The 23,178-nt window shown below is 39.6% G+C and carries 12 protein-coding genes; 1 reads left to right on the top strand and 11 read right to left on the bottom strand.

What is annotated here, in order from left to right:
* Positions 1 to 123: 123 nt before the first annotated feature.
* On the top strand, positions 124 to 714 hold the full coding sequence (locus KTO63_RS08995; protein WP_217790925.1) for an RNA polymerase sigma factor: 591 nt from the start codon (positions 124 to 126) through the stop codon (positions 712 to 714).
* Between the two features lie 364 nt (positions 715 to 1,078).
* Here the strand turns inward: KTO63_RS08995 and KTO63_RS09000 are convergent, their stop codons facing one another.
* The 11 genes from KTO63_RS09000 to KTO63_RS09050 all read right to left on the bottom strand — a co-directional run bounded on the left by KTO63_RS09000 (position 1,079) and on the right by KTO63_RS09050 (position 23,169).
* Entirely contained in the window at positions 1,079 to 2,311 is a 1,233-nt protein-coding gene (locus tag KTO63_RS09000) for a TlpA family protein disulfide reductase (protein WP_217790926.1), read from the bottom strand.
* A gap of 59 nt (positions 2,312 to 2,370) precedes the next feature.
* Entirely contained in the window at positions 2,371 to 3,498 is a 1,128-nt protein-coding gene (locus tag KTO63_RS09005) for a TlpA family protein disulfide reductase (RefSeq protein ID WP_217790927.1), read from the bottom strand.
* A gap of 52 nt (positions 3,499 to 3,550) precedes the next feature.
* Entirely contained in the window at positions 3,551 to 4,435 is an 885-nt protein-coding gene (locus tag KTO63_RS09010; RefSeq protein WP_217790928.1) for a TlpA family protein disulfide reductase, read from the bottom strand.
* A 148-nt stretch (positions 4,436 to 4,583) separates the two neighbouring features.
* Positions 4,584 to 6,002 (bottom strand): RagB/SusD family nutrient uptake outer membrane protein, encoded by a 1,419-nt coding sequence (locus KTO63_RS09015; RefSeq protein WP_217790929.1) that lies wholly within the window; start codon positions 6,000 to 6,002, stop codon positions 4,584 to 4,586.
* 8 nt (positions 6,003 to 6,010) lie between these two features.
* The gene (locus KTO63_RS09020; RefSeq protein WP_217790930.1) at positions 6,011 to 9,211 is read right to left on the bottom strand and encodes a SusC/RagA family TonB-linked outer membrane protein; all 3,201 of its coding nucleotides are present in this window, start codon (positions 9,209 to 9,211) and stop codon (positions 6,011 to 6,013) included.
* Between the two features lie 317 nt (positions 9,212 to 9,528).
* The gene (locus tag KTO63_RS09025) at positions 9,529 to 10,662 is read right to left on the bottom strand and encodes a FecR family protein (protein ID WP_217790931.1); all 1,134 of its coding nucleotides are present in this window, start codon (positions 10,660 to 10,662) and stop codon (positions 9,529 to 9,531) included.
* A gap of 261 nt (positions 10,663 to 10,923) precedes the next feature.
* On the bottom strand, positions 10,924 to 12,447 hold the full coding sequence (locus KTO63_RS09030; RefSeq protein ID WP_217790932.1) for a pectinesterase family protein: 1,524 nt from the start codon (positions 12,445 to 12,447) through the stop codon (positions 10,924 to 10,926).
* Between the two features lie 155 nt (positions 12,448 to 12,602).
* A complete protein-coding gene (locus KTO63_RS09035; RefSeq protein ID WP_217790933.1) occupies positions 12,603 to 13,937 on the bottom strand; it encodes a glycoside hydrolase family 28 protein in 1,335 nt (444 codons plus the stop codon).
* A gap of 189 nt (positions 13,938 to 14,126) precedes the next feature.
* A complete protein-coding gene (xyl3A, locus tag KTO63_RS09040; RefSeq protein ID WP_217790934.1) occupies positions 14,127 to 16,727 on the bottom strand; it encodes a xylan 1,4-beta-xylosidase in 2,601 nt (866 codons plus the stop codon).
* A gap of 206 nt (positions 16,728 to 16,933) precedes the next feature.
* A complete protein-coding gene (locus KTO63_RS09045) occupies positions 16,934 to 21,340 on the bottom strand; it encodes a hybrid sensor histidine kinase/response regulator transcription factor (protein ID WP_317195754.1) in 4,407 nt (1,468 codons plus the stop codon).
* A gap of 191 nt (positions 21,341 to 21,531) precedes the next feature.
* The gene (locus tag KTO63_RS09050; RefSeq protein ID WP_217790936.1) at positions 21,532 to 23,169 is read right to left on the bottom strand and encodes a RagB/SusD family nutrient uptake outer membrane protein; all 1,638 of its coding nucleotides are present in this window, start codon (positions 23,167 to 23,169) and stop codon (positions 21,532 to 21,534) included.
* Positions 23,170 to 23,178: the final 9 nt, after the last annotated feature.

Genomic DNA, 23,178 nt, shown 5'->3' on the forward strand with positions numbered 1-23,178 from the left:
ATCACAGACTTTCAGGCGTTTTTGAATAACCTTTACTAAATAAATTGATTATACAACAATTATTGCTCCTTGATAAATTACATTTATATTATTTCTTAAATTCGTTTCAAAATAAATTGAGTATTGAACTATAAAGCATATACTGATGAAGCGTTGCTTAGGCTAATAAAGGAGCATGATGATCACTTGGCGTATTCGATGATTTTCGAAAGATATAATGCTTTAATTTATTCCCATGTTTATAATAAGTTGCGCAACGAGTTTGAGGCAGAAGATACAGTTCAGGAAATATTTAGCCAATTTTGGATAAAAAGAAATGAAATTGATTTAACCTATAAGTTTCCGGGCTTCTTGTTTTTGTTGGCCAGAAACAAAGTAATCGACCATGTAAGGAAAAAAAAATTAAGCAATATAACTGAGGAGTTCTACTCAAGCAATCTCTATACAAAAACCTATTCAACAGATTTCTTAATTCGTGAGAAACAGCTCGAGGCCCTGATAGCTCATGAGATTTCTTTATTGCCACCCAAAATGCGTCAAGCTTTTGAACTTAGGTACAAAAACTATCTATCAATTAGGCAAATATCAGAGGAGATGGGCATTTCTGAAGCTACTGCTGCAACTCACATGAAGAAAGCCTTAAAGACACTTCGATTGAAACTAAAAATTGCAATATTCATTGTGTTCCTTGCAAATATTTTAGGTAGCAACTAATAAAAGATTTCCTGCCGAATCATACCTTTTTTTATTTCTCTTAGGTTAACAGGTGATATAATATGCTTCTATAATTTTCAACAAATTATAGAAGCACTTTCGTTAGCAAATGTTTGATTTTTAATCAACGTGCCTAATCGTACAAAAATACCTATGGTGTAGACTTGTTAGATGAATAAAAATTTCCATTTCGACGCCTGTATGACTTGGTAGTTTTTTTCAATGTTAATCAAAATAATATTGAAAAAATATGATTCGGAAGGAAATCAAATATTAAATTACAAACTTATAAAAGCTTGCGAGTTTTTATTTTTAAGAACGGTTCGTATCTATTGCTCATCATTATCCCAAACATAACTTGAAATTATTTTGATAACTCAATCATTGCTTTAATTTCAGGCAATACATCTTCCTCCCTAGTTCCCCCACGGCTTTTGAATCGTATTATCCCGTCTTTATCAATAACCACTTTTGTTGGGAGCGCTAAAAGTTTAAATGCCTCTGACAATGGATTTTTATCACTTTCCTTATCTTTCAAATCCATATAGACATTAAAATTGTACCCTTTACTATCTATCAATTTTTGCGCTTCGGCAGTGCCAACATTTCCCTTTTCCCAAGTATGGACAAACATAAAAACAACTGAGGTATCGTTTTTATAATAATTCACCGCTTTTTGCATTCCTGGAAATGAAGCGATGCAAGGAATACACCATGTCGCCCAAAAATCAATAACCACCGTTTTACCTTTAAGACTATTCAAAGAAACAGTTTTTCCTTTGGTATCTTTAATTTCAAAATACGGAGCTGGCTCATAGATTTTCCCTTTACTTATTTTTTGTGCTATTTGCCTTTCGTACTTCACATCAATAGAATCCAACAGAGATTGATAATGAGCTGAATTTCCATATGAACTAACAAAAATTGGTTCCACGGCAGCTTTAAAATCCTCGCTAACTTTGTTGCCTTTACTTAAAAGTGAATCTGCCTCTTTTAAGGCTAATTCTTTATCGTTTGTTTTAATCAAAGCAAGTACATACAATTCAGCACCATCACGTATCTGGCGTTCTGAGGAAGGTGCTAAAAGAGGTAAGGATTCTTTGAATTTACCCTGCTTATATTTAAGTATCCCATATTGACAGCTCAGCCATCCTATTTCTTGTGTTGACAGTTGTTTTGCAGTTGTGTCTCTTGAATTGGTTGGGTTAACAATAGGTTCAAGGATTTGCTCAACATCTTTTAACTTATTTAGATCAAGCAAGTAGTGAACAATTGACGTTGTCATTCCATTTCTCCAGTTCGAGTCAACGATTTGATTCCTGTAATAAATTGCTTTATCTGCATTACCAGCTTCCGCATATGCCACTGCTATATATTGCGAACTCGCATCAAGCAATAATTGCGTATTCTTTTGTCGAGGCTTGGTCTTCATGATGTTTAGCAAAAATTCCTTCTTTGAAGCATCAGGTTCGGATTTCAATGCATTGAAAAGCCCCACATAACTCGTGTCAGCAGGCGGAGTTTGCGCCGTCGATTTAATGCCAGCAAATAATGATATACAACCTGTAATACAGAATATCAATATATTATTTTTCATTACTAATAGTTTGTGAATTTCAAAAGCAAGTTCATTTAATAGATCTAGTCCATTAATTATTACAGTCTTTCCTTATAAATTTCAAGAGTTTGTTCGTACTGGGTAATTGTTGAAGCCATAATCGCTCCCGGCCATTTGCCTTCACTTAGCGCAGCTTTTGCTCCCTCAATAGCCTTGCTTTCAATTTCTATAGCCTTTTGATTGTCTCCACTTTTACTATAGCAACTAGCTAAGGCATGATTAAGAACAGGCGCTAAAGCTTTTGGACTTTTTAGCTTTTCTTCAAAAATATGTGCCGCATACAAGTAGGTGTCTTTATTTAGCCCGTTTTTATCAGAAATAGTTTTGGCCACAATATAGGCTCCTGCACTATTTTCCGCTGACCATTGTTTTGCAAATAAAATAGCTTCTGCTTCGCTTGAATTATTCAGCAAAGCGCTAAACTTCAAATCCTTTAAAGTAATAGACATAGAAGGATTTTCAATAAGTGCCTTATCGATCATTGCGAAAGCTTCGGGTAACTTCTTAGCTTCGATGAGTTCGCTTATGGGCTTAAGTACCATCGTCATTTTTGCTGACTCTGTAGCTGCTTGTGATACTTTCGCATCAAATCCCGATTTAAAGTCTGCCATATCATAACTACCAGCCAAAACCTTTTCCATTACATTATCGAGATCACTTGGAAGTCCAATCCAGATTATCCGGCCATCCTGAATTAAAAAGGTAGCTGGAATCCCCGACTGTCCTGCTGCCTTCATCCAATTTTCAGACATATATTTTTGACTGTTGTCAACTATAACATTATAAGCCATTTTATCGCCCATCTCTGAAACGAATTTGCTCACTTCTGGTAAAGCACTTTCATAAGGCTTATCTCCGGTCATTTCCCAAATATTTACGCCTATAAAGGTTGCATTAGCTGAATATTTTTTAGCCAATTGTGATAGATGAGGCATCGCCACTTTACAAGGAACGCACCAGGTGGCCCAAAATTCCACTACATATAACTTCCCTTTTTCATAACTGTTAACTGGTGTTCCTTTTAGCCATTTAGAAAAGCGAAGTTCAGGCGCCTGACTTCCGATTTTTAGCGTAACGTTTCCCTGAGCAAAAGTTGAAATTGAAACTCCAAATGATCCTATCAGGAATACTATCAATTTGAAGCTTTTTAAAATATCTCTTTTCATATCCTAAGCGATGTTGTTATCCAGTGTATTCATTCAAAATTTAATTGCACCATTATTTAGCGGCAAGAAATTTCGCAAGTGTTACTTGCAATTGTTCACCACGGATGTTTTTAGCTACTATTTTACCTGATGGGTCAATCAGGTAATTTTGCGGGATAGCATTTATATCATAAAGGACTCCCGCGGTATTTTCCCAACCTTTCAATTCAGAAACCTGTGCCCACGGCATACCATCGTCTTTAATGGCTTTAAGCCACGCAGCTTTCGCTTTTTCTGTATCCATTGAAACACCTATAACCGTAAAATTCTGACCCTTATATTTTTCATATGCTTTCAATACATTTGGATTTTCGGCACGACAAGGCGCACACCAACTAGCCCAAAAATCGACCAATACATATTTGCCCTTGTAGTCGGTTAATGATATCATTTTTCCACTGGTATCTGGCTGGGTAAACACTGGAGCCGGCTGTCCAATAGCCAATTTTTTTGCCTTTTCCAATCTTACAAGAAATGCTTTCCCTTCTTCAGAATCCTTAACTTTTTCTGAAAGTTTATTAAACAAAGGCTCTTCAACAGATGCATCCATAACATACCCTCCGTTATCTATCTCTTTTATAACCTTGAGAGAAAAGACAGATTCAGCATGTGATTCCAGATATTTTATTCTGATTGATTGCATTTGTGCGGCTATTTCCTTGCTTTTCTTTATCAAAGAGTCCAACGCTGGCGAAGACTTCTTTTCCTCCGCGGTAAGATTTTTATATATTGCCGTTAACGAATCACTTCGGAGATGACAGTCCTTGAAAAGTTCTTCATACGCTAATTGCTCAGCTGTCTTTGGCTTTGGCGCAGGTTTGCTCGCTTCTGTAGTAGTTTGGGAGAAAATATGCGTTGCCCATGACAGCGCAATAATTGTTAATATTTGAATTTTCATAATCGTTTTTAAAAATGGCAACTCGCCTACTCTTAGTCTTTCGAGTTGGTTGTATAACAGAAATTTATCCTGCTAGGATTGCGGTGGAGATGGTTGTGTAAAGTCATGTCCGGCATAATTATTACCGGACATGACACTAAGGAAATTGCTAGAAATATCCCTGGTTTTGTACGAGGTTTGTATTGTTGGACATATCGTTCAATGGTATTGGATATAACGCATCAGTAGATTGCCATAGTCCAGGCTTTAATGCTCCAATAACTGAATCAACCTTACCCGTACGCTTCAGATCCAGCCATCGATGTCCCCATTCTGAAAATAATTCCACGCGTCGTTCTTGAGCAATCGCGGGAAGAATAGATGAAGCTGTCAAAGTCAGACTTTGTAACCCAGCTCTATTTCTGATGACATTTACGTCCGCCTGCCCTCCTTCAATATTATTCAATAATGCCCTGGCTTCTGCCCTGATCAAATATTGTTCTGCAAGGCGAAGTACAACATCATACTCCTGCTTAACATTGGTTTTAGTGCGGTATTTGTAAGGATAGCTTTGGCCAGCAGAAACACCGACCCAACTAACCTTCCTTTTGTCGCCCACCTCAAAAGCATTTTGCAAACCCTGCAAAAGGATAAAGTTCGGAATGACATTGGTATTAGGCAGTGTTTGTCCCCCCACCCAAGTATAACCATAGATAGCATCATCAAAACACCAAATTGTTTCTGTACTGGCATTGAGAAAAACCATGCTAAGATCTGCTGGCAGTGCATAAAGGAGTGAAGAGCCAGACATGGCATTGATCACCTCTGTCGCTTTAGCTTCTGCACTTTTGTAGTTCTTTTGATATAGATATACCCTTGCAAGTAATGCTGCCGCAGCATATTTGTTGACACGAGTACGGTTATTTCCTGAAGGATAAGCTTCCGGTAGTAATTTTTCCGCTTCTTCCAAATCTGTAATAATCTGGGTATATACCTGATCAGCAGGAGTTCTAGGCTTCTGTTGATTGTCGAGTACAGAAGTAGAAGTGGTTAACGGTACATCTCCAAATAAATTAACCAGGTAAAAATGACAAAATGCGCGCATGAAAAGAGCTTCACCTGTCACCTGGCTTTTATAGGCTGCCGGGAAATTGCTGCTGGATACTCCTTCAATAATTGCGTTGGCCTGATATATCCCAGAATATGACCCCGACCAGGTTCCCGCTACATTTGATTCATTGGATAAAAGATCATTGTTTTTATACTGATCCCAAGTCGTTCCGTTATAGACCATTTCATCGGCCTGCAAACCACTCAAAAGGCTTATACCATATTGATAACTGGTTGTGTAGTTATAAAGACTGGCATACATCCCGGCAATCGCTGCATTTGTACCAGCCTGATCAGTAAAGACCGACGTGGATGAAATGGAATTACGCGGCGGTCCAATTTCAACTAACTTGCTGCAACCGGAAAACAAAATAACGCATGCAACAAAAGAAATAAAAAATAACCTATTCATTAATTGCGTGGCCTTGGTTATGGGTGAAGCACCATGACCTATATCTTTTAGTTTTATATTTCTCATATCAATTATTAAAAAGTAGTTTGTAAACCGAAACTGATTAATTTGGTAGGGGGAACATAAGTCCCTAAGGTTTCCGGATCAAATCCCAGATACTTGGTAAAAGTCAACAAGTTTTGAGCGTGCATGTAAACATTTAAACTTTGAAGTCCAATACGTTTTATGACTACATCTTTAAACTTATAATTCAACGACACGTTTTTCAATCGTATAAAAGAAGCATCACCGAATGCGGCATCAGAAATTTTATATCGAGTAAAACCGGCACCAGCAGCAGAGGTTGCCAGAGTGGTGTATTGAAAAGGTAAATTCAGTACGTCCAAAGGCAGATTGGTAGCACTTCCTGGAGTAGCGGTACTGTTATATATATTGTATCCATCCTTCTTTACAAATTGAAATAGAAAGTCTAATTGAAACCCTTTATAACTAAAGCTATTATTGAAACCTCCGTAAAATTTCGGATCTGTATTTCCAGCTACAATATAATCACCCTTTCCGGTAGTTGCATAGTTCCCTCCTGAGATTGATTTGCTTCCGTCCATGTCTTCAAATTGGGGCACACCATGATCAAAACCAGTAAAATGATACGCTAAAACGGTGCTTAATGATTGTCCAACAACGTAGCTATTTGCATAGATTGAACTGGCTAATTTGGGATATGAAGCCAATTTATTTTTTGGAATCGTTAAGTTGAGAGACGTGCTCCAGGTGAAATCCTTTTTTTGGATGTTTTTGGTTTCCAGCGAGAACTCCCAACCTTTGTTTTCCACTGTGCCAGGAAAATTACCGTTATAACCGCTGAAACCGGTTTGTGTAGCCAAAGGCAGGTAAGTTAACAAATGGTCCGATACATTACGGTACCATGAAGCACTTAAGTTGATACGATCTTTGATAAAATTCAAATCTGCCGTGAACTCAAGTTTTTTCGTCACCTCCCATCCCAATTTAGGATTTTGAAAGCTTGCTGGAACCAGCGTATTCACCCCATTATAGGATGCTGCAAGGGCTCCATTTGAATAGAGTGATAAATACTGATATTCAGGCAACTGGTCGTTCCCCAAAGTGCCATAACTTCCTCGGATCTTACCAAATGATAACCATTGCAGTCTATTGCGGAAAAACTTCTCCTCAGAAAATATCCACGCAGCGCCAACACTCCCAAAATTTCCAAATTTGTTTCCCGGACCGAATCGGGAAGATCCGTCCCTCCTACCATTAAAATTCAACACATATTTATCCAACAAAGTATAATTAACACGACCAAAAAGAGAGGTGAATTTACTTTCAGTTCGTCCACTACTGGTCAATTGAATAGTAGTTGAACCGAGGTCATTGTAAAGTGCATCATTTGTAAATGAGCCATTGATCAGGAAAGGTTGAACAAACTGCGAATACTGGTAGGTATCTCCTAATAAAACGTCAAACTTGCTTGCTCCGATTTTGCGGGTATAACTAAGTTGTGGCTCTATATTAAAGACCTGGTTGAAGTTTTCCTGCAGGGCAACGCTACCAGTGGCGCTCGAGGCCAAAAATGGATTTTTATTAGCTTTCAAAGTTGCGGTTACTGCATTAAAATTGATTCTATTAAAGCCCACATCAGTTTTAAAACTAAGCCCAGGTAAAATATTATATTTCAGCGTTGCGTTCCCAATAATATTATCAGTTACTACACTTTTAGGGGACTTCAACGCAGCTACCGGATTTGTATAAGCGCCGGATGGTATCCAAAAGAATGTCCCATCAGCATTATAAATCGGTAGATTTGGCGGAAGTGCGTAATAAGAATTTATATTGGCAGACGGAAGATTATTGTTATTTTTTGTATACGCTCCCGATAAACTTATGCTAAACTTGCTATTATCAGATTGACTTTGAATGCTGAAATGAACTGTCGCTTTTTTATCAGCATAATTGCCAGGCAATACAGTGGACTGATGACGATAATTACCGCTAATCAGGTATTGCGTTTGTTTGTTACCTCCGGAAACAGCAAGGGTACCGTCTGTGAAATGCCCGGTATTGCCCATAACAGACTGTAAAAAGTTAGTATATCCATCACCGAAAGACAAATCAGGTGCATTTGTCGAGGTTGGGGTAATATTGTCATTTGCAAATGCCTGATTACGTACTTTTAAATACTGTTCAGTATTAAGCATATCCATACTACGGGCAATTTTGCTAACACCAGAATAAATATTTGCGTTTATCCTCATTTTGCCGGACTTTCCCTTCTTCGTTGTGATCATAACTACCCCATTTGCAGCTCTTGAACCATAAATAGCCGTTGCATCCGCATCTTTAAGAACTTCTATGCTTTCAATATCACTTGTTGGAATATTATCAAACGGGCTAAATGTGCCATTTCCTCCAAGCAAAGGAGTTGGTATCTGAAAGGTACCCGAAGATGTTTCTGTTGGAGTTGCAGTAAATGGAACACCATCAATAATGTATAAAGGATTTCTGCCTGCCTGAAGTGAGTTGGCACCACGTATCTGAACAGAAATACCACTTCCTGAAATACCTGAAGCTTCACTGATATAAACTCCGGGAATACGACCCTCCAGTGCCTGTAGAGGACTTGAAACCGGCTGCTTTTCAATATCCGTACGCTTTAGCGTTCCTATGGAACCCGTTGCAAAACGCTTGGTGGTGGTTCCGTACGCAATCACCTGGATTTCATCCAACGGACTTTTATTAACGTTCAGACTTACAACAAAAGATCGTTGATCGCCAATTTTTACGACTTTATTCTCGTATCCTACAAAACTAAAAATTAAGAATTCAGATTGAGGGCCAGCCGTAAATGAAAATGTTCCATCACTCTTTGTTAAAATAGTCGCCGTATAAAGAAGTTGCGCAGAGGAAGGTCTTGTTGAATTACTAATAGTGGTAGCCACCCTTATGGTTACGCTTGCCAAAGGCTGACCATTTTCATCAGTCACTCTTCCTTTAAGTTCAAGATCAGGTAAATTAAGGACTTGATCCTCTGATTTTATTTTTCGGTTAAGGACTATAGCATTCTCATCTATGACAAAATTTACAGCTTGGCCGCTTAGTGCGTTTTCCAATACTTTGTTTAAAGGCGTATTTATGAAATGAGCATTAATCGTTTGACGATCGTCCAGAATTTTGTCCGCATAAATGATATCATAGCCCGTCTGTTTCTTTATTTCCCGGAACAGCGACTTTAAACTGATACCATCCTTTTTCAAAGTCACATTTTGAGCAAAACTTGAGGCTTTGACTTGAAAAATTGAGCACAAAACAAGAATTAAGGAGAGCTTCATAATTAACAACAGTTTTGACACACGCCTACACGACGTGGAATCTTCTGAATAAGCAGGAAAATTCATACATTTGAAATGTTTGGGTTAACAATAAATTAGTTGGTTACTTTTTTAGCCGGTTTACCGGAACGTTAGCTCAGAATTTACGCCGGTAGGTGTTTGCCGCACCTCCGGTCTTTTTTTAGCTTCATGGTCAGTGATGGTTATTTTGTCATTAGCATTTGGTTGAGGTTTAAAAATTATTATTTATCTGTTCCAGCTGGCAAAACCAGGATAGTTTGGCCCTCCGTTTTAAAGTTTACTTCCTTGGTAAGAGACAACCGTCTTAAAATTGTTGATATGGATGCAGAGCGAGCAATGAATCCGCTGAAGGTTATTTTTTTCAACTCGTCTTTCTGAAATTTTATGTCCACGTCATACCAGCGGCTAATCTGCAACATGATGGAGCCCAAATCCGTGTTGTTAAAAATAAAATTTCCATTTTTCCATGCCACAGCCTCTTCAATATCGCCGTTAGCCACCCTGGTATCTTTACCATCAAATAAAGATTGCTGACCAGGCTTTAACAATGCCGATCCGTTTATCTTTACAGCGCCTTCTAACAGTGTCGTCTGTATTTGGCCTTCGTCCGAATACGCATTAATGTTAAAGCTTGTGCCAAGCACCTCGAGGGTTTGATTACCGGAGTGTACAATAAAGGGGTGATGTATATCTTTTGCAACTTCGAAATAACCTTCGCCTTCCAGGAATACCTCTCTTTTATTTCCGTTAAAATTTGTTGGAAAATGTAGTTTGGTAGCTGAATTCAACCATACTGTCGAGCCATCGTTTAAAGTCAATTTCCATTGCCCGCCTCTGGGGATACTTATAGTGTTTTGTAAATTATTATTTGTTTTAGCTTCATCTTCAACAGACCGGGAAAATTCAATTTCCCCAAAACTTTTTTTCGACACGGTGGTATTGCCCTGGGAAGCCAGATTGCCTTTTGGTGCATCAGCAAGGTCTATGCTCCTGCCGTCTGCTAAAATTAAAACTGCTTTATTGGAGCCGGGTAATATCTGAGCTTGATTGACAAGTCGTTTTTCATCATTATTCTGATACCGGTAAAGAATACCGCCTAATGTAATAAGAACCAGAAGTACTGACGCCGCCGCAAAATAACGGTGCTTATTAAGAAAACTTTGTTTTCTCGAAAGGGAGAGCCTGCTCCTTAATCTATCCTCTACATCAGCCAATGTTTCAGCTGACAGTACCTGCCGGGAAGCGTCTTCGTTAAAGTGTGCATACCAGTTTTCAACATAAGCTTTCTCTTCTTCTGAGCATAGTCCCTCGACATATTTATCGAGTAACTTAAAAAATTCTTCCTTATCTGTCATTCATTGTCATGTTTACTATAATAAAACGAACGGCAAAAGGCGATCGGGTACTCAACAAAAAAAATTATTATTGAAATTTGACCAGCTCTTCAATTTCCATGATCCGGACCACAAATTTTCCAGATACGATAAGAACGACCACTGTATTCTCAAAAAAAGAGGCTGCATCGAAAAATCGATACAACCTCGTGCTACAATCGATGGCCTAACCAAGCGTTTGCCTAATATGCGAGAAAAGCGATCCTTTTAACTGTAATTCAGTTAATTTACGGTTGAAAATTGCCAGAGCTGGTTATCGCCATTGGCAAAGTTGTATTGCTGTATGGCAGCTCCATTGCTTGTACTTTGGTCTTTCACATCAATGCATTTTCCGCTATTGCGATTAAGAATTTTATAATAACCGTCACCCGTACTTACAATGGACCATTGCTGGTTGGAACCACCAGAATAGTTCCATTGTTGAATAACACCATAATTGGCAGTGGATGCATCCTTTACGTCGAGTCCTTTATTACTGTTGACATTGATTATGCTATAATAACCACCTCCGACATCGTTTACAATAAATTTCTGATTGGCCCCCCCTGCGTAATTCCATTGCTGAATTAATGCACCATTCGCTGTTGACATTTCAACAACATCCAGCGCTTTACCACTTAGCTTACAAGTGATTTTATAAGTAGCACCAGAAACTATGCCTGCACCCGGGGAGGATGAGGGATCATTGATCACCGCAAGGGGATCCCAATTATCGGTTACGGGACTACTGGAATACGTTGTTTTTAAAACATTCAGGTAGGAACTATAATTGGATGCCTGTGAAGCCGTAAGTAGTTTGCACCAGGACACCCTGCCGGAAGTGGCAGCACCACTACCAGTATTGCCATACTCACAATACCTTGCAGTGAGGTCGTTGGCAGCATTCCCCCAGTCGTTCCAACCGCTGGCACTAATAATGGAAGATAAATTACAATTGATAAAAGCAGTTGCTGCATAGCCACCCCATGTCCTGCCTAAAAGGGTGGTGATTCCAGAAGCTCCGGTAACCGTGCAATTATTAAATATCAAACCATAAGGAACATAATCAGCAGTGTTAGCCGCTGTTAGAGCAGAACCGCCATAACTATACAAACTGCATCCTTCAAAGAAAGCAGTAGCTGCGCCAAATATAAAGTCTGTTGTGCCTTCGACATAACAGTTTTTTAAATATACACGACAATTTCCGGCATACCATGTATCCTGCCTCCCCAGAAACCGACAATTATTAAAAACGGTTTTATCTGCCGTTATGTTTACCGCAAGTGCTTGGCCAACCGGCCCTGAAGAGTTTTCAAATACGATATTGGAAGCATAAAAACCTTCACCTTTTATAAAAGTACTGGCAGAACCTGATGTGCCATAACCTGAGCCTGTAGCGGGATTGATCTTACTCGAATAATTATCATAGGTCAGTTTTACGCCTGTTGCACTTTCTCCTATAAAGCTGATATTTTTCTTGGAAGCATCGATGGTTATCACTTCTTTGTAAGTTCCATTTTTAATATAGATAATGGTTCGTGTACCGCTATTAGCTGGCGCAGCATTCACAGCCGCCTGCACGGTAGAATAATTACCACTACCATCTTTGGCTACCACGATGTTTGGAGTGAAGCTGCTGGCGAGTGTTGTTGCAGTAGCCAAACTGCTAATTTGTTCATTGGTATCTAGTCCTGACGTCATTCTTTTTTCACAGGAAAAATTCAGTGATACTATTATCAATAGAAAAAACAATCTTATGTTTTTCATTATGGCATGTTTATTTTTTAAAAATTCCTATTCAAAAAATTGTCCTTTTATTTATCGGTTTCAATTTTATAAACTGGTTTTACTTAAAGAAAATGTGGGGTGTTGTCTCAGCCTATCATTTTTGTAATCAGGCAAAGAGCCAGACTAATTTTCGACTACTGGGGCACGCCGGTAGTGAGATTAATTCCGGTGATAGATGACTGATATGTGCTGATAAACGCATTACCACTTGATGCTGTTATTTTTGAGCCATTGGTAAAAATTACGTTATTGGCATAATTCATTTTCATACCTACAGCAGCAGTTATTTTCACGTTATCGAAGGTTAGATCGCGCATTGCCTTTTCTGGAACCGCCCAAATGATACCCGCCTTATCCGCACCGGTTACGGTTATATTTTTGAAGGTCATGTATTTCCATACGGGTGTGGTTGTTGTAATTGTTTGGGCAACATCACCATTAGCAGTTGATGGTATAGTATTGTCAGGGTAATATTCGGCTATAAAAAATGGATTTGACACATTGGTCATGGTCAGGTTAGAATAGGTCAAGTATTGCACAACACCGCTTCGTGTACGGTTTGATTTGATACGAACGCCATTATCTGTACCATTGAACGTGCAATTATCAACCGTAATATGGTTTACGTTAGAAGCATAACTACCTATTGAGCATCCGTGGCCTGTTCCAAAAGTACAGTTTGAAATATTTACGTACTCACTGTTGCTGTTCATGGCGATATTATCATCTCCACAACTGATATTACAATTTAAAACATCAACATTAGGAGACCAGATATCAATTCCATCAGTATTGGGTGAACTTTCTGGAGAATTGATGGTAACACCCGAAACGGTCACACTATTATTATTTTTTCCTATGCCTATATGACTGTTTGGAGCATTTTGAATGGTAATACCAGAAATCTCAATTGTACTGGCACTCGTTAATCCGATCATCGCCGGACGGGCAATGGCATTGCCACTTGCCTTGGTGGTAGCGTAGGCGCTCCACCACGCTGAACCCTGTCCCTCCAAAACACCAGGGCCACTGATTTTGGCATTGGTAGACCCCGCAAGATTGATCAAAGGGGCGACATCTGCAGTACCTCCGGAGCCCGGGTACGTACCATAAGCAAGTGCTTTCAAAATGGTACCGGATGATAATTGAAGGTTAACGTTGTTTTTGATTTGAAGCGGACCCGATAAAAATGTTCCGGACGGAATTGAAACCGTACCACCGCCTGCTGCATTAGCAGCATTGATCGCATTTTGAATGGCTGTAGTGTTATTTGAAGAACTTGTAGATGCACCGTAGTTGGTAACATTAAATGTTTCCGATGGAATAACAGGTTTGGATACAGATAATAATCCAATGGAAGAGACAGGGTCTGAACTTTGTACAGGAGCGGCAGCGTTACCGCCTTTGCTACAAAATTGAAAATGCATGCATAGGTAAGCCAAGCCAATGGCTAAATTTAGTTTTTTCATACAACAAACAATGTTTAATAATTAATAATGCTTTGAAGAATGGACTAAATTATCAATGCATGAATGGAGAGTTGATCAATAATTGGGAAAAATGGTCGACTATTTGATAACACGATACTTATTTAAACAAAAACAGATGGCTTTTATTGGGCCATCTGTTTTTCATAAATTATATGGTTGTTCCAACTACTAGTCGATTTTTACTTTTATAGTTTTTAAATCACTTGCCGCGGAACTGGTGCCGTATTGTAGTTCATAGACACCCGGCATGATTTTCATTGTTTGCGATTGAGGATCGAAAAACTCAAATGCAAAGGGAGATAAAGCAAGTTTTACCTGAACGGTTTCTCCTTTTTGGACGGTTATTCTTTTAAAACCGCGTAACGACTTAATCGGTCCTTTCTTGTCCCGTGGGTTGCGGATATACAATTGAACAACTTCATCACCATCCCGGTTACCCATATTGGTAACAGGGATATCAACTGTTAGCGAATCTCCCAGGCGAAGTGCTGTTGAACTTAACTGCGCTTTCCCATACTTGAATGTTGTATAACTAAGGCCATAACCAAATGGGTAGACGGGTTTCCCATTAAAATACCTGTAAGTCCTGCCCTTTGTCATGCTGTAATCCTCAAAGTCCGGAAGATCATTAACCGAAGCATAAAATGTCACAGGCAATCTTGCACCCGGATTATAATCCCCAAATAAAACATCTGCCACTGCTCTTCCACCCTGCTGACCAGGATACCACGCCTCAACAATGCCATCCAGGTTTTTACTCTGCCACGGAAGCGCCATCGTATTACCATTGCAAAGCACGAGAATTACCGGCTTTCCTGTTGCCTTCAATAGGCGCAATAAATCTTCCTGCACCTTGGGTAAATCAATACTGGTTCTGTCCCCTTTCTTAAATCCGGGAAGATCCACTCCCATTTCTTCGCCTTCCAGCGCAGAGGAAATACCGCCAACAAAAACAATTGCCTCTGCATCCTTTATTTTTTCTACAATCGCCTCGTTCTCTATTTGTTTATTATAACCGATGTTAAAATTTAATGTCGCATTGCCATCACTTTGAAAGTACTCCAGCATAATTTTATATGCGCGTCCTTTTTCAGTTTGTAACTTATAAGTCTTTCTACTTTGTTTGCCAACATTCCAACTGGCAAGAACTTCCTTGTCGTCAATTTTAATTCGATACCCATCATCGGCAGACACACTTAGTAACACCTCTGTTGATTGGGGTGCAGTAAATACCGTTTCAAATCTTGCTGAAAATTCCGTTAGGTTGACACCAGGTGCGAAAACTGTATTGCCACCACCATCATAATTCAAGGGCTTATTTATTTGATCGGTGGCAACGACACCACCCGAAAAATCTCTGGTGTTCCAAAAACTAGCCTTGAAACCAGGTACCCCTTCAAATTGGCAATTATTGATAACGTTTACAAAATAAGTTTTATCAACAAGGCCGCAACCTTGTTCAAATATGATCCTATCGGGCGACAGTTTTGATTTTATTCCATCCAGGATAGTAACGGAATGTGACGGAATACCGTTGTAATTTGCCCACAGCATGACTGAATCCATAGCATTCGGACCAATTACTGCCAGCTTTTTTAAATTTCTGTTTAAGGGCAGAATATTGTTTTGATTTCTAAGTAACACAATACTCTTACGAGCCATTTCCAATGCCTGTGAAACATGCTCCTGCGACTCTACCACTGAATATGGAATATGTGACCAGGAAACAAGGCTATCATCATCGAACATGCCCAACTGAATTCGTGCACGCAGTAAACGAAGCACCGATTTATCGATATCTGCTTCGCTGATTAAACCCTGGCTCACCGCGCTTTCCAGGTAGGCGTAAGAACCATCACATGCCAGATCGGTGCCTGATAAAACAGCGTCCGCAGAAGCAGCTTCAGCGCTGGAGTGGGTTTCATGTTTCCCTTTGCCATAAAAATCCCTGATAGCGCCGCAGTCCGATACAATGAGATCATCGTATCCCCATTTATTTCTGAGAATGTCTACGAGCAACTGTTTGCTGGAACAACAAGGCTCTCCTTCAAACCTGTTATAGGCACACATTACTTCTTTTACCCCTGCTTGTGTTACCAATGCCTTAAATGCCGGAAGATAGGTTTCCCATAAATCCCGTTGTGAAATGTTTTTTGCATCAAAACTATGCCTGCTCCATTCCGGACCGCTATGTACTGCATAGTGCTTGGCGCATGCGTGTGTTTTATCATAAGGTTGCGATCCATCACCTTGCAGGCCCCTCACGACCGCAACCCCCATGGATGCAGTTAAAAATGGATCTTCCCCATAGGTCTCCATGCCCCTGCCCCAACGGGGATCTCTCAAAATATTGATATTGGGAGTCCAAAACGTCAGTCCCTGGTATCGTTTGAACAAATTGTTGCGTTTGAATTCGTGATGCTTGGCACGTGCCTCATCGGAAATCATATTGTACGTATTAAAAACCGCGTCTACATCAAAGGTGGCTGCAAGCCCGATTGTTTGTGGAAATACCGTTGCCTTACCAGCTCTTGCGACACCGTGAAGCGCTTCGTTCCACCAATCCGTAGCCGGAATACCTAACCTTTCAATAGCTGGTGAATTGTTCATTGTCTGGCTGATCTTTTCACGAAGCGTCAATCTTCCAAGTAAATCTTTTGCTCTTTCCTCCGCTGTTAGTTTCGGATTTTGATAAGGAAGTATTTGTGAAAATAAGGATAAGCTAAAAAATAAAAACAGAGATGATGCGGAAACAATTTTCTTAAACATACAGACTAATCGATTTTCTTTCTTGATAACAATACGCACAGGCAAGCCACCTTTACCTAACGCCCAATCTCAGATATATGAGTAGGCCCGGTGATGGCTCTGGCATTTATAGGGTGACAAACCTATTGTTTTTGCCCTCTACAAATGTTGAATTATTATGCATTTAGGTCGAAAAATCGATAAATAAAATCTGAGAGGCCCAGATTCTACTTATTCGCCGTCGTTTCCTTGATTTGCTTCATGTAGTTTTTGGGTGTCATCTCAAATTTAATTTTGAAACAATATCCAAAATATTTCGGATCGTTAAATCCAACCATATAAGCAACCTCCGAAATGTTCGTATAACCGGCATCGAAATAATACAGTGATTTTTTCAAACGCATTTCCCTGACAAATTCTACCGGAGCAATTCCGGTAAGCGATTTGAATTTTTTATAAAAGGAACTTCTGCTCATTGCAAGTGTTTCCGCTACCGTGTCAATATCGAAATCCGACTCAATCATTTTATCTTCAACGATACTTGCGACCTTTTTCAGAAATTGTTCATCCAACGGCAGTATGGCCACATCTTCAGGTCCAATCTGCACCACCTTCCTGTTTTCCAAAAGGGATTGCAATACGCGCTGCTGCTTTTTGATTTGATTTTGAATGGCTGCAATCAGAAAATCATGACTGAACGGTTTTGTGATATAGTAATCAGCTCCCGTATTCAGGCCTTCAATCTGACTTTCAACCGCACTCTTCGCCGTTAATAATATTACAGGAATATGGCTCGTTAAGGAATCTTTCTTCAAAAGAGAAAGCATTTCCAATCCATCCATTTCCGGCATCATGATATCGCTCAGTATCAAATCAGGTAATAATAGTTTTGCTTTTTGCAAACCTTCAAGACCATTTTTTGCCACCTCTACTTTAAAATAATCTGCTAACTGGCTTTTGAGAAAAAACTGCAGGTCCGCGTTGTCTTCTACCAATAATATCTGGGTCGTGGATTCGAATGCGGCAGGTCTGTCTCCATCCGTGAATTGACCTGTTTTACTATTCTCAAAATCAGCAGACACGTCCGGACCAGCTACCGTTATAGTCAAATCCTTTTCTTGATGCAATCGCGCATGATCTACGATTGGCAACATAATCTTTACCGTTAGACCGCCATTCGTATTATTTTTTGCGTGTATAGTGCCGTTATGTAATTCAACCAGTTGCTTGCTTAGTGCCAGTCCGATTCCCAGTCCATTCTTATTTTGGTGCCCTGCACCTTCATACTCATAAAAGAGGTCAAAAATTTTATCTATTTTTTCTTTTGGCACACCGGCTCCCTGATCTGAAACTTCTATCAATACTTCCTCTGGTTTTTCTGTTCTTAAAATCCTGACATTAATAACCTTTCTATCAGCTGTAAATTTGAAAGCGTTGGCAAGTAAATTATAAATGACAGTTTCAAATTTATCTAAATCAATGACAGCGTCTTTTCGATCAAAATCACTATGAAAGCGTAATGTGATTTGCTTTTCATTGGCCACTTCACTAAAATAAGTAGTGATGTCTTTAATAAATGCCACGAGATCAATTTGGGAGCAGGTTAGTTTTACATTGCCGCTGTCCAGCTTACGCATCATTAATAACTGATCGACAAAGCGGCTCATTCTTTCTGCATTTTTCTGTACCACTTCCATGTACTGTTGTCCTCTGTGCGAAAGATTTTCGCTTTTAAGCACCTCATCAATGGGATTTACAATTAGGGTCAAAGGCGTTCTTAATTCATGAGACACATTTGTGAAAAAATTCAATTTGATTTCAGAAAGCTTTTTCTCCAATGCGATCTTTTGCCGAAGACGCAGCATTGTTAGTCCAATTCTTCTTATCATCATTATACCCCAGAAAGCAACAATTGAATAGATCAAATAGGCCCACCAGGTTTTCCAGGGTGGTGGAAGAATACCGATCTTCATACTCTTAGGGGCAATATCATGGTATAACCCCTTACTCAGACATTTCACCTCGAACACATAATTTCCCGGTGGAATATTGGTGTATGTGGCACGATTATCTGAATTGTTGATTTGCCAGTCATTGTCAAATCCTTTCAAACGGTATGCAAATGCGGGCCTGCTTCCCCATCTAAAATCTGGCACTGCAAAATCAACACTGATGATATTTTGATTGTATTTTAACGTAATTGCATCTGTATAATTTACAGCGTACGACAACAAAGAATTATGTTCAGCCGGTGTTATATCGCGGTTATTGATTTGCAGATTGGTAAAGGCAATGCCACCATTAATTGGGTGATCCAGGATCTTTTTCGGATCAAATGTCAGGTATCCCTTCAATGTTCCAAATGCTATCTTACCATCATTTAACCTGGTAGCAGAGCCTTCAGAAAATGCGTACTTAGGCACTCCTGCAAATGAATTATAAACCCGGAAAATCTTTCTTGTTGAATCCAGTTTTGCCAGGCCCGCCTGTGTGGCGAACCAGATATTACCCTGCCCGTCCTCCACACAGCTTACAAGATAATCATTTAACAATCCATTGGCCATTGTATAAACATCAAATTTCAGATCAATATCCGGGTGTATGCCTCCAGCTTTTGACAAGCCATTCGACGTAGCCAACCACATTTCATTTTTGGAATCTCTATAAATGAATTGAATATTATTATTGCTCAGACTTGAATGGTCACCAGGTATTTTTTGGTAGGTTCTAAAACTACAACGTGTAGTATTTTTTCCATTTATGACCAAGAGTCCATCTGTGGTGCCAACCCAAACATTTCCATCTTTATCAAATGCCATGTGACGTACCTTTCTGAACCGGGATGAAGGGTAACCTGCTAAAGCGTTTGTATCAAGTTTTAATTCTTTAGGATCATTGCTGTTTTTTATTACCGTTAGCCCGTTATCAAATGTCCCCACCCAAACTCTACCTGTATTATCTTCCAGCAATGAATAGATTTCATTACCATTTATTACAAGTGCATTTTTAAGATCATTGTCAAAGTGAATTAATTTGAAAATTGTTTCTTCTGCATTTATTGGAATCGCTTTGTATAGTCCATTTGTTTTAGTTCCCAACCACATCGCACCTGATCTATCCTGCATGATTGTGTAGACCACACCAATTCCTTTAACCGGTAAATTTTGAAATTGAAGCTTAATTTCTTTGTCGTTTTGGTACAAATACAATTTGCCACTTTTTGCACCAATCCATAGCCTGCCCTTTCTATCCTGTAGCATTGCCCTGAGCTCGTTGTCAGTTTGAAATACTCCCGGATTTATAAGCAGATGTTGTTTAAAATCGTTGCGCTGAAAAGTTATCTTTTCTATTCCACGTTCATCTGTACGAAGCCAAAGTATTCCGTTGGGATCATAAAAAACAGAACTGACAATATTGGAAAATCTCCTGTCATGACCGTTAGGTTCATCATAAAAATATTCTACCTGGTCTGTAACAGGATCATAATAACCAAACCCTCCACGCAACATATTTATCCAAACGGTTCCCTGGTTATCTTCAAATACCCGGAAATGATCCAGGTGATAGATTTCATTGCCATTATTTTTATGGGTAAATAACTTGAACTGATGATTGCTTGTATTGAATTTCAGAACACCATCCAACACAGGTTTGATCCATAAATTGCCCATCCTGTCTTCAAATAAATCCGCCAGAGAGGATTGTCCCGCCGCTGAATAACTATTGATTTTTTGGGTTGCCATATCCATTTGAAATAACTTCCCCGAACTGGTACTCGCATACATAAAAGTATTGCTGTGATTGATCAGAAGCGAATTAACGCAACCCTGTACCCGAATTGTATTTATTTGCTTACTCGACTGGTCATACAAAAATATTTCACCTGTAGCAGCACCAAAACAGATGGACCCGCCATGCTCAGCTACGCTAATAATATTCGCAGAGATTTCATTTGCTATTGAATTGGATTTCTCAAAAATGCCACTGTTGTTTTTTATAAACCTGGTTAGCCCTTTTGGCGTTGCTACCCATAGTGCACCTGTTGTGTCTATCTTGAAAAAATTAATTTCATTTGCCGGCAAACGGTTAGCTGGAGCGGCTTGAGAATTGTAGCCGATTGATTGCGAAGAATCTTTGCTAATATTTGTAACCATAATCAACCCATTGTGTTCGGTACCCACCCACATTTTTTGTTGATCAATGGCCAATATTCTTGAATAATAAACGTGTTGTCCTTTTGGTAAATTAGTAATAGCAGATAGTGCTTTGAATTGCTGGGTTCTTTTATCAAATCGGTAAATTTGTCCGTCATAAGATTTCAACCACAGATGGTTAAAATCATCTTCTGTAATTTGATCAATCCTGTCATTTTTCAAGGAAGATTGATCACCGGGCGATGATTTAAAGGTCACAAACTTGTGCCCGTCAAAACGGTTGATCCCGTTCCACGTACCGAACCACATAAAACCTTCTCTGTCCATAAACATGGATGATACAATATCATGTGAGAGGCCGTCTTCAGTGGAGTAATGCTCAATTTTACAATTTAGTTGGGCAATGGAAACAAAGTGCCCCAACAAACAGCATAAGGAAGTTAGGTATAAGCGGTAGATGGTTTTATTCATAACGCACATCAATCGTAAAGCAATCAAAAAGCAATAGTGGTAAAGATATAAAAATTAAGACTTCCATAAACACGCATTAACCCACTTCGACAACAGACAATAGGGCCAGTTCGAACATATTCGAACTGGCCCGGCATCATCGGTTGTATACTTAGACCGAAATTTTTTTTCAAACAGTATCGTAAAATACAGTTAGCCATCTATTGGTAACCATCATTCTGCTTAAACGCATCTCTGTTGGTCACTGCGTCAATTTGCGTTTGTGGAATCGGTCTAACCACATGATAATCCTGGATATTTGAAGCGGCATCAGGATTATATGCCTTTATACGATCAATAAGTTTGCCCGTGCGTTTTAAATCAAACCAGCGAATTTGTTCACCGGCAAATTCACGTGCACGCTCGTCAAGAATAAAATCCAGGTTGATGTCCGTCGCCGATATTTTCATGGCATCAGCTTTGCCAGGTTTTGCAGCTCTTGCCCGAATGATGTTTACATAATAAACTGCCGAATCCATCAAACCAAGTTTGAAAGAAGCCTCCGCAGCATTTAAATATAACTCTGCAAGCCGGATCACAAATACATCCCGGGCACTTTGTTGTTCGTTGGAACTTGGCCTTGTAGGATCCTGGAATTTCAGAAGCGTTAAATAGTGTGCATTGTCTGCCATTGACCCATCGGCCTTGTAGGTCTTGCTTCTATCATAAATTCTGTACGGTTTTGTCGTAGCGGGCACATTATTCTTTGAAACAAAAATGGCTGTATCACCAAGGTTCATACCTGCCGGCCGGCTGGTGCTGTTGGAGTACCAAACCGTTTGAAAGGTCCCTAGAAATCTTGCATCATTATCTTCATTGAAAAGATCTGCCAAATATCTTGTCGGGGCGTATCTTACAAATGGCCGGCCATTCAAAATATCTCTTGTCATGCCAGGCTGATCATCATATTTCATGAGGAACACCAGGTGTCCGTTATTACCGCCTCTGCCATGCCCTAAGGGAAACAGAATTGGATCTTTGAGATCATTTAAACTTAAGTTGGCAGAATAATTCACGGCATATACAACCTCTTTATTTTTCATATTACTCATCTTCCACAAATCAGCATAATTGCCCTGCAAAGCAAATCCATAATTCTTTATTACGTCGTTTGCCTCATCTAAAGCTTCGCGGTTCATGTTTCGGGTAAGATACATCCGGCTCAGGAATGCTTTTGCTGCAGGTTTGGTTACGCGCCCATAATCGGTCGTAGTAACCGGAAGATTCGCTTCGGCCCAATGCAAATCTGCAAATATCTGGTTGTAAAATGTGTCAACAGGAGTTTTATTGGCTACCGTAACAATTCCTTGTGTCTCCTGCGTGGTAAAATGCACCCCACCCCAGGTTTCAACAATGTGCCAATAATAAAACGCTCTCAGGAAACGAAGTTCAGCCTCGCGTATCACACGCTGCGACTCGGGGTACCCGACATCCGCTATATGATTGATGCCTGCATTACAAAGATTCACGGCGGCATACAGCTGTTGCCATTCGGTTGTAACTGCACCGCTACTGGCCTGTAGGTTATTGTAGCGGTTAAGTTCGGGATATACATCTCCGGAGCCACTTGTCCAGATATCTGTGCCCATTTCAGAAAGACTATAACCCTCTTCCTTACCATACCACCAACGCTGGTATTCATAAGCGGCATTAACCAGCGTTTCAAAACCTGCCGGCGTGGAGTAAACAGACTCCGCAGTATAACCGCCAGGATTGTATTCTGTCAATGTTTTTTTACAGGAAAAAAAGATCGTTACTGCTGCGCATATAGCAATCGTATATAAAAAGTTTTTTTTCATGGCTGAGTA

The organism is Pinibacter aurantiacus (genome assembly GCF_019130065.1).
Taxonomy (GTDB): domain Bacteria; phylum Bacteroidota; class Bacteroidia; order Chitinophagales; family Chitinophagaceae; genus Pinibacter; species Pinibacter aurantiacus.

What these genes read in the sequence shown, in the direction of transcription:
- KTO63_RS09025 (WP_217790931.1), bottom strand. Translation starts at nt 10,662, where the DNA reads ATGACAGATAAGGAAGAATTTTTTAAGTTACTCGATAAATATGTCGAG.
- KTO63_RS09045 (WP_317195754.1), bottom strand. Translation starts at nt 21,340, where the DNA reads ATGTGCGTTATGAATAAAACCATCTACCGCTTATACCTAACTTCCTTA.
- KTO63_RS09050 (WP_217790936.1), bottom strand. Translation starts at nt 23,169, where the DNA reads ATGAAAAAAAACTTTTTATATACGATTGCTATATGCGCAGCAGTAACG.
- KTO63_RS09005 (WP_217790927.1), bottom strand. Translation starts at nt 3,498, where the DNA reads ATGAAAAGAGATATTTTAAAAAGCTTCAAATTGATAGTATTCCTGATA.
- KTO63_RS09000 (WP_217790926.1), bottom strand. Translation starts at nt 2,311, where the DNA reads ATGAAAAATAATATATTGATATTCTGTATTACAGGTTGTATATCATTA.
- KTO63_RS09010 (WP_217790928.1), bottom strand. Translation starts at nt 4,435, where the DNA reads ATGAAAATTCAAATATTAACAATTATTGCGCTGTCATGGGCAACGCAT.
- KTO63_RS09030 (WP_217790932.1), bottom strand. Translation starts at nt 12,447, where the DNA reads ATGAAAAACATAAGATTGTTTTTTCTATTGATAATAGTATCACTGAAT.
- KTO63_RS09015 (WP_217790929.1), bottom strand. Translation starts at nt 6,002, where the DNA reads ATGAGAAATATAAAACTAAAAGATATAGGTCATGGTGCTTCACCCATA.
- KTO63_RS09035 (WP_217790933.1), bottom strand. Translation starts at nt 13,937, where the DNA reads ATGAAAAAACTAAATTTAGCCATTGGCTTGGCTTACCTATGCATGCAT.
- xyl3A (WP_217790934.1), bottom strand. Translation starts at nt 16,727, where the DNA reads ATGTTTAAGAAAATTGTTTCCGCATCATCTCTGTTTTTATTTTTTAGC.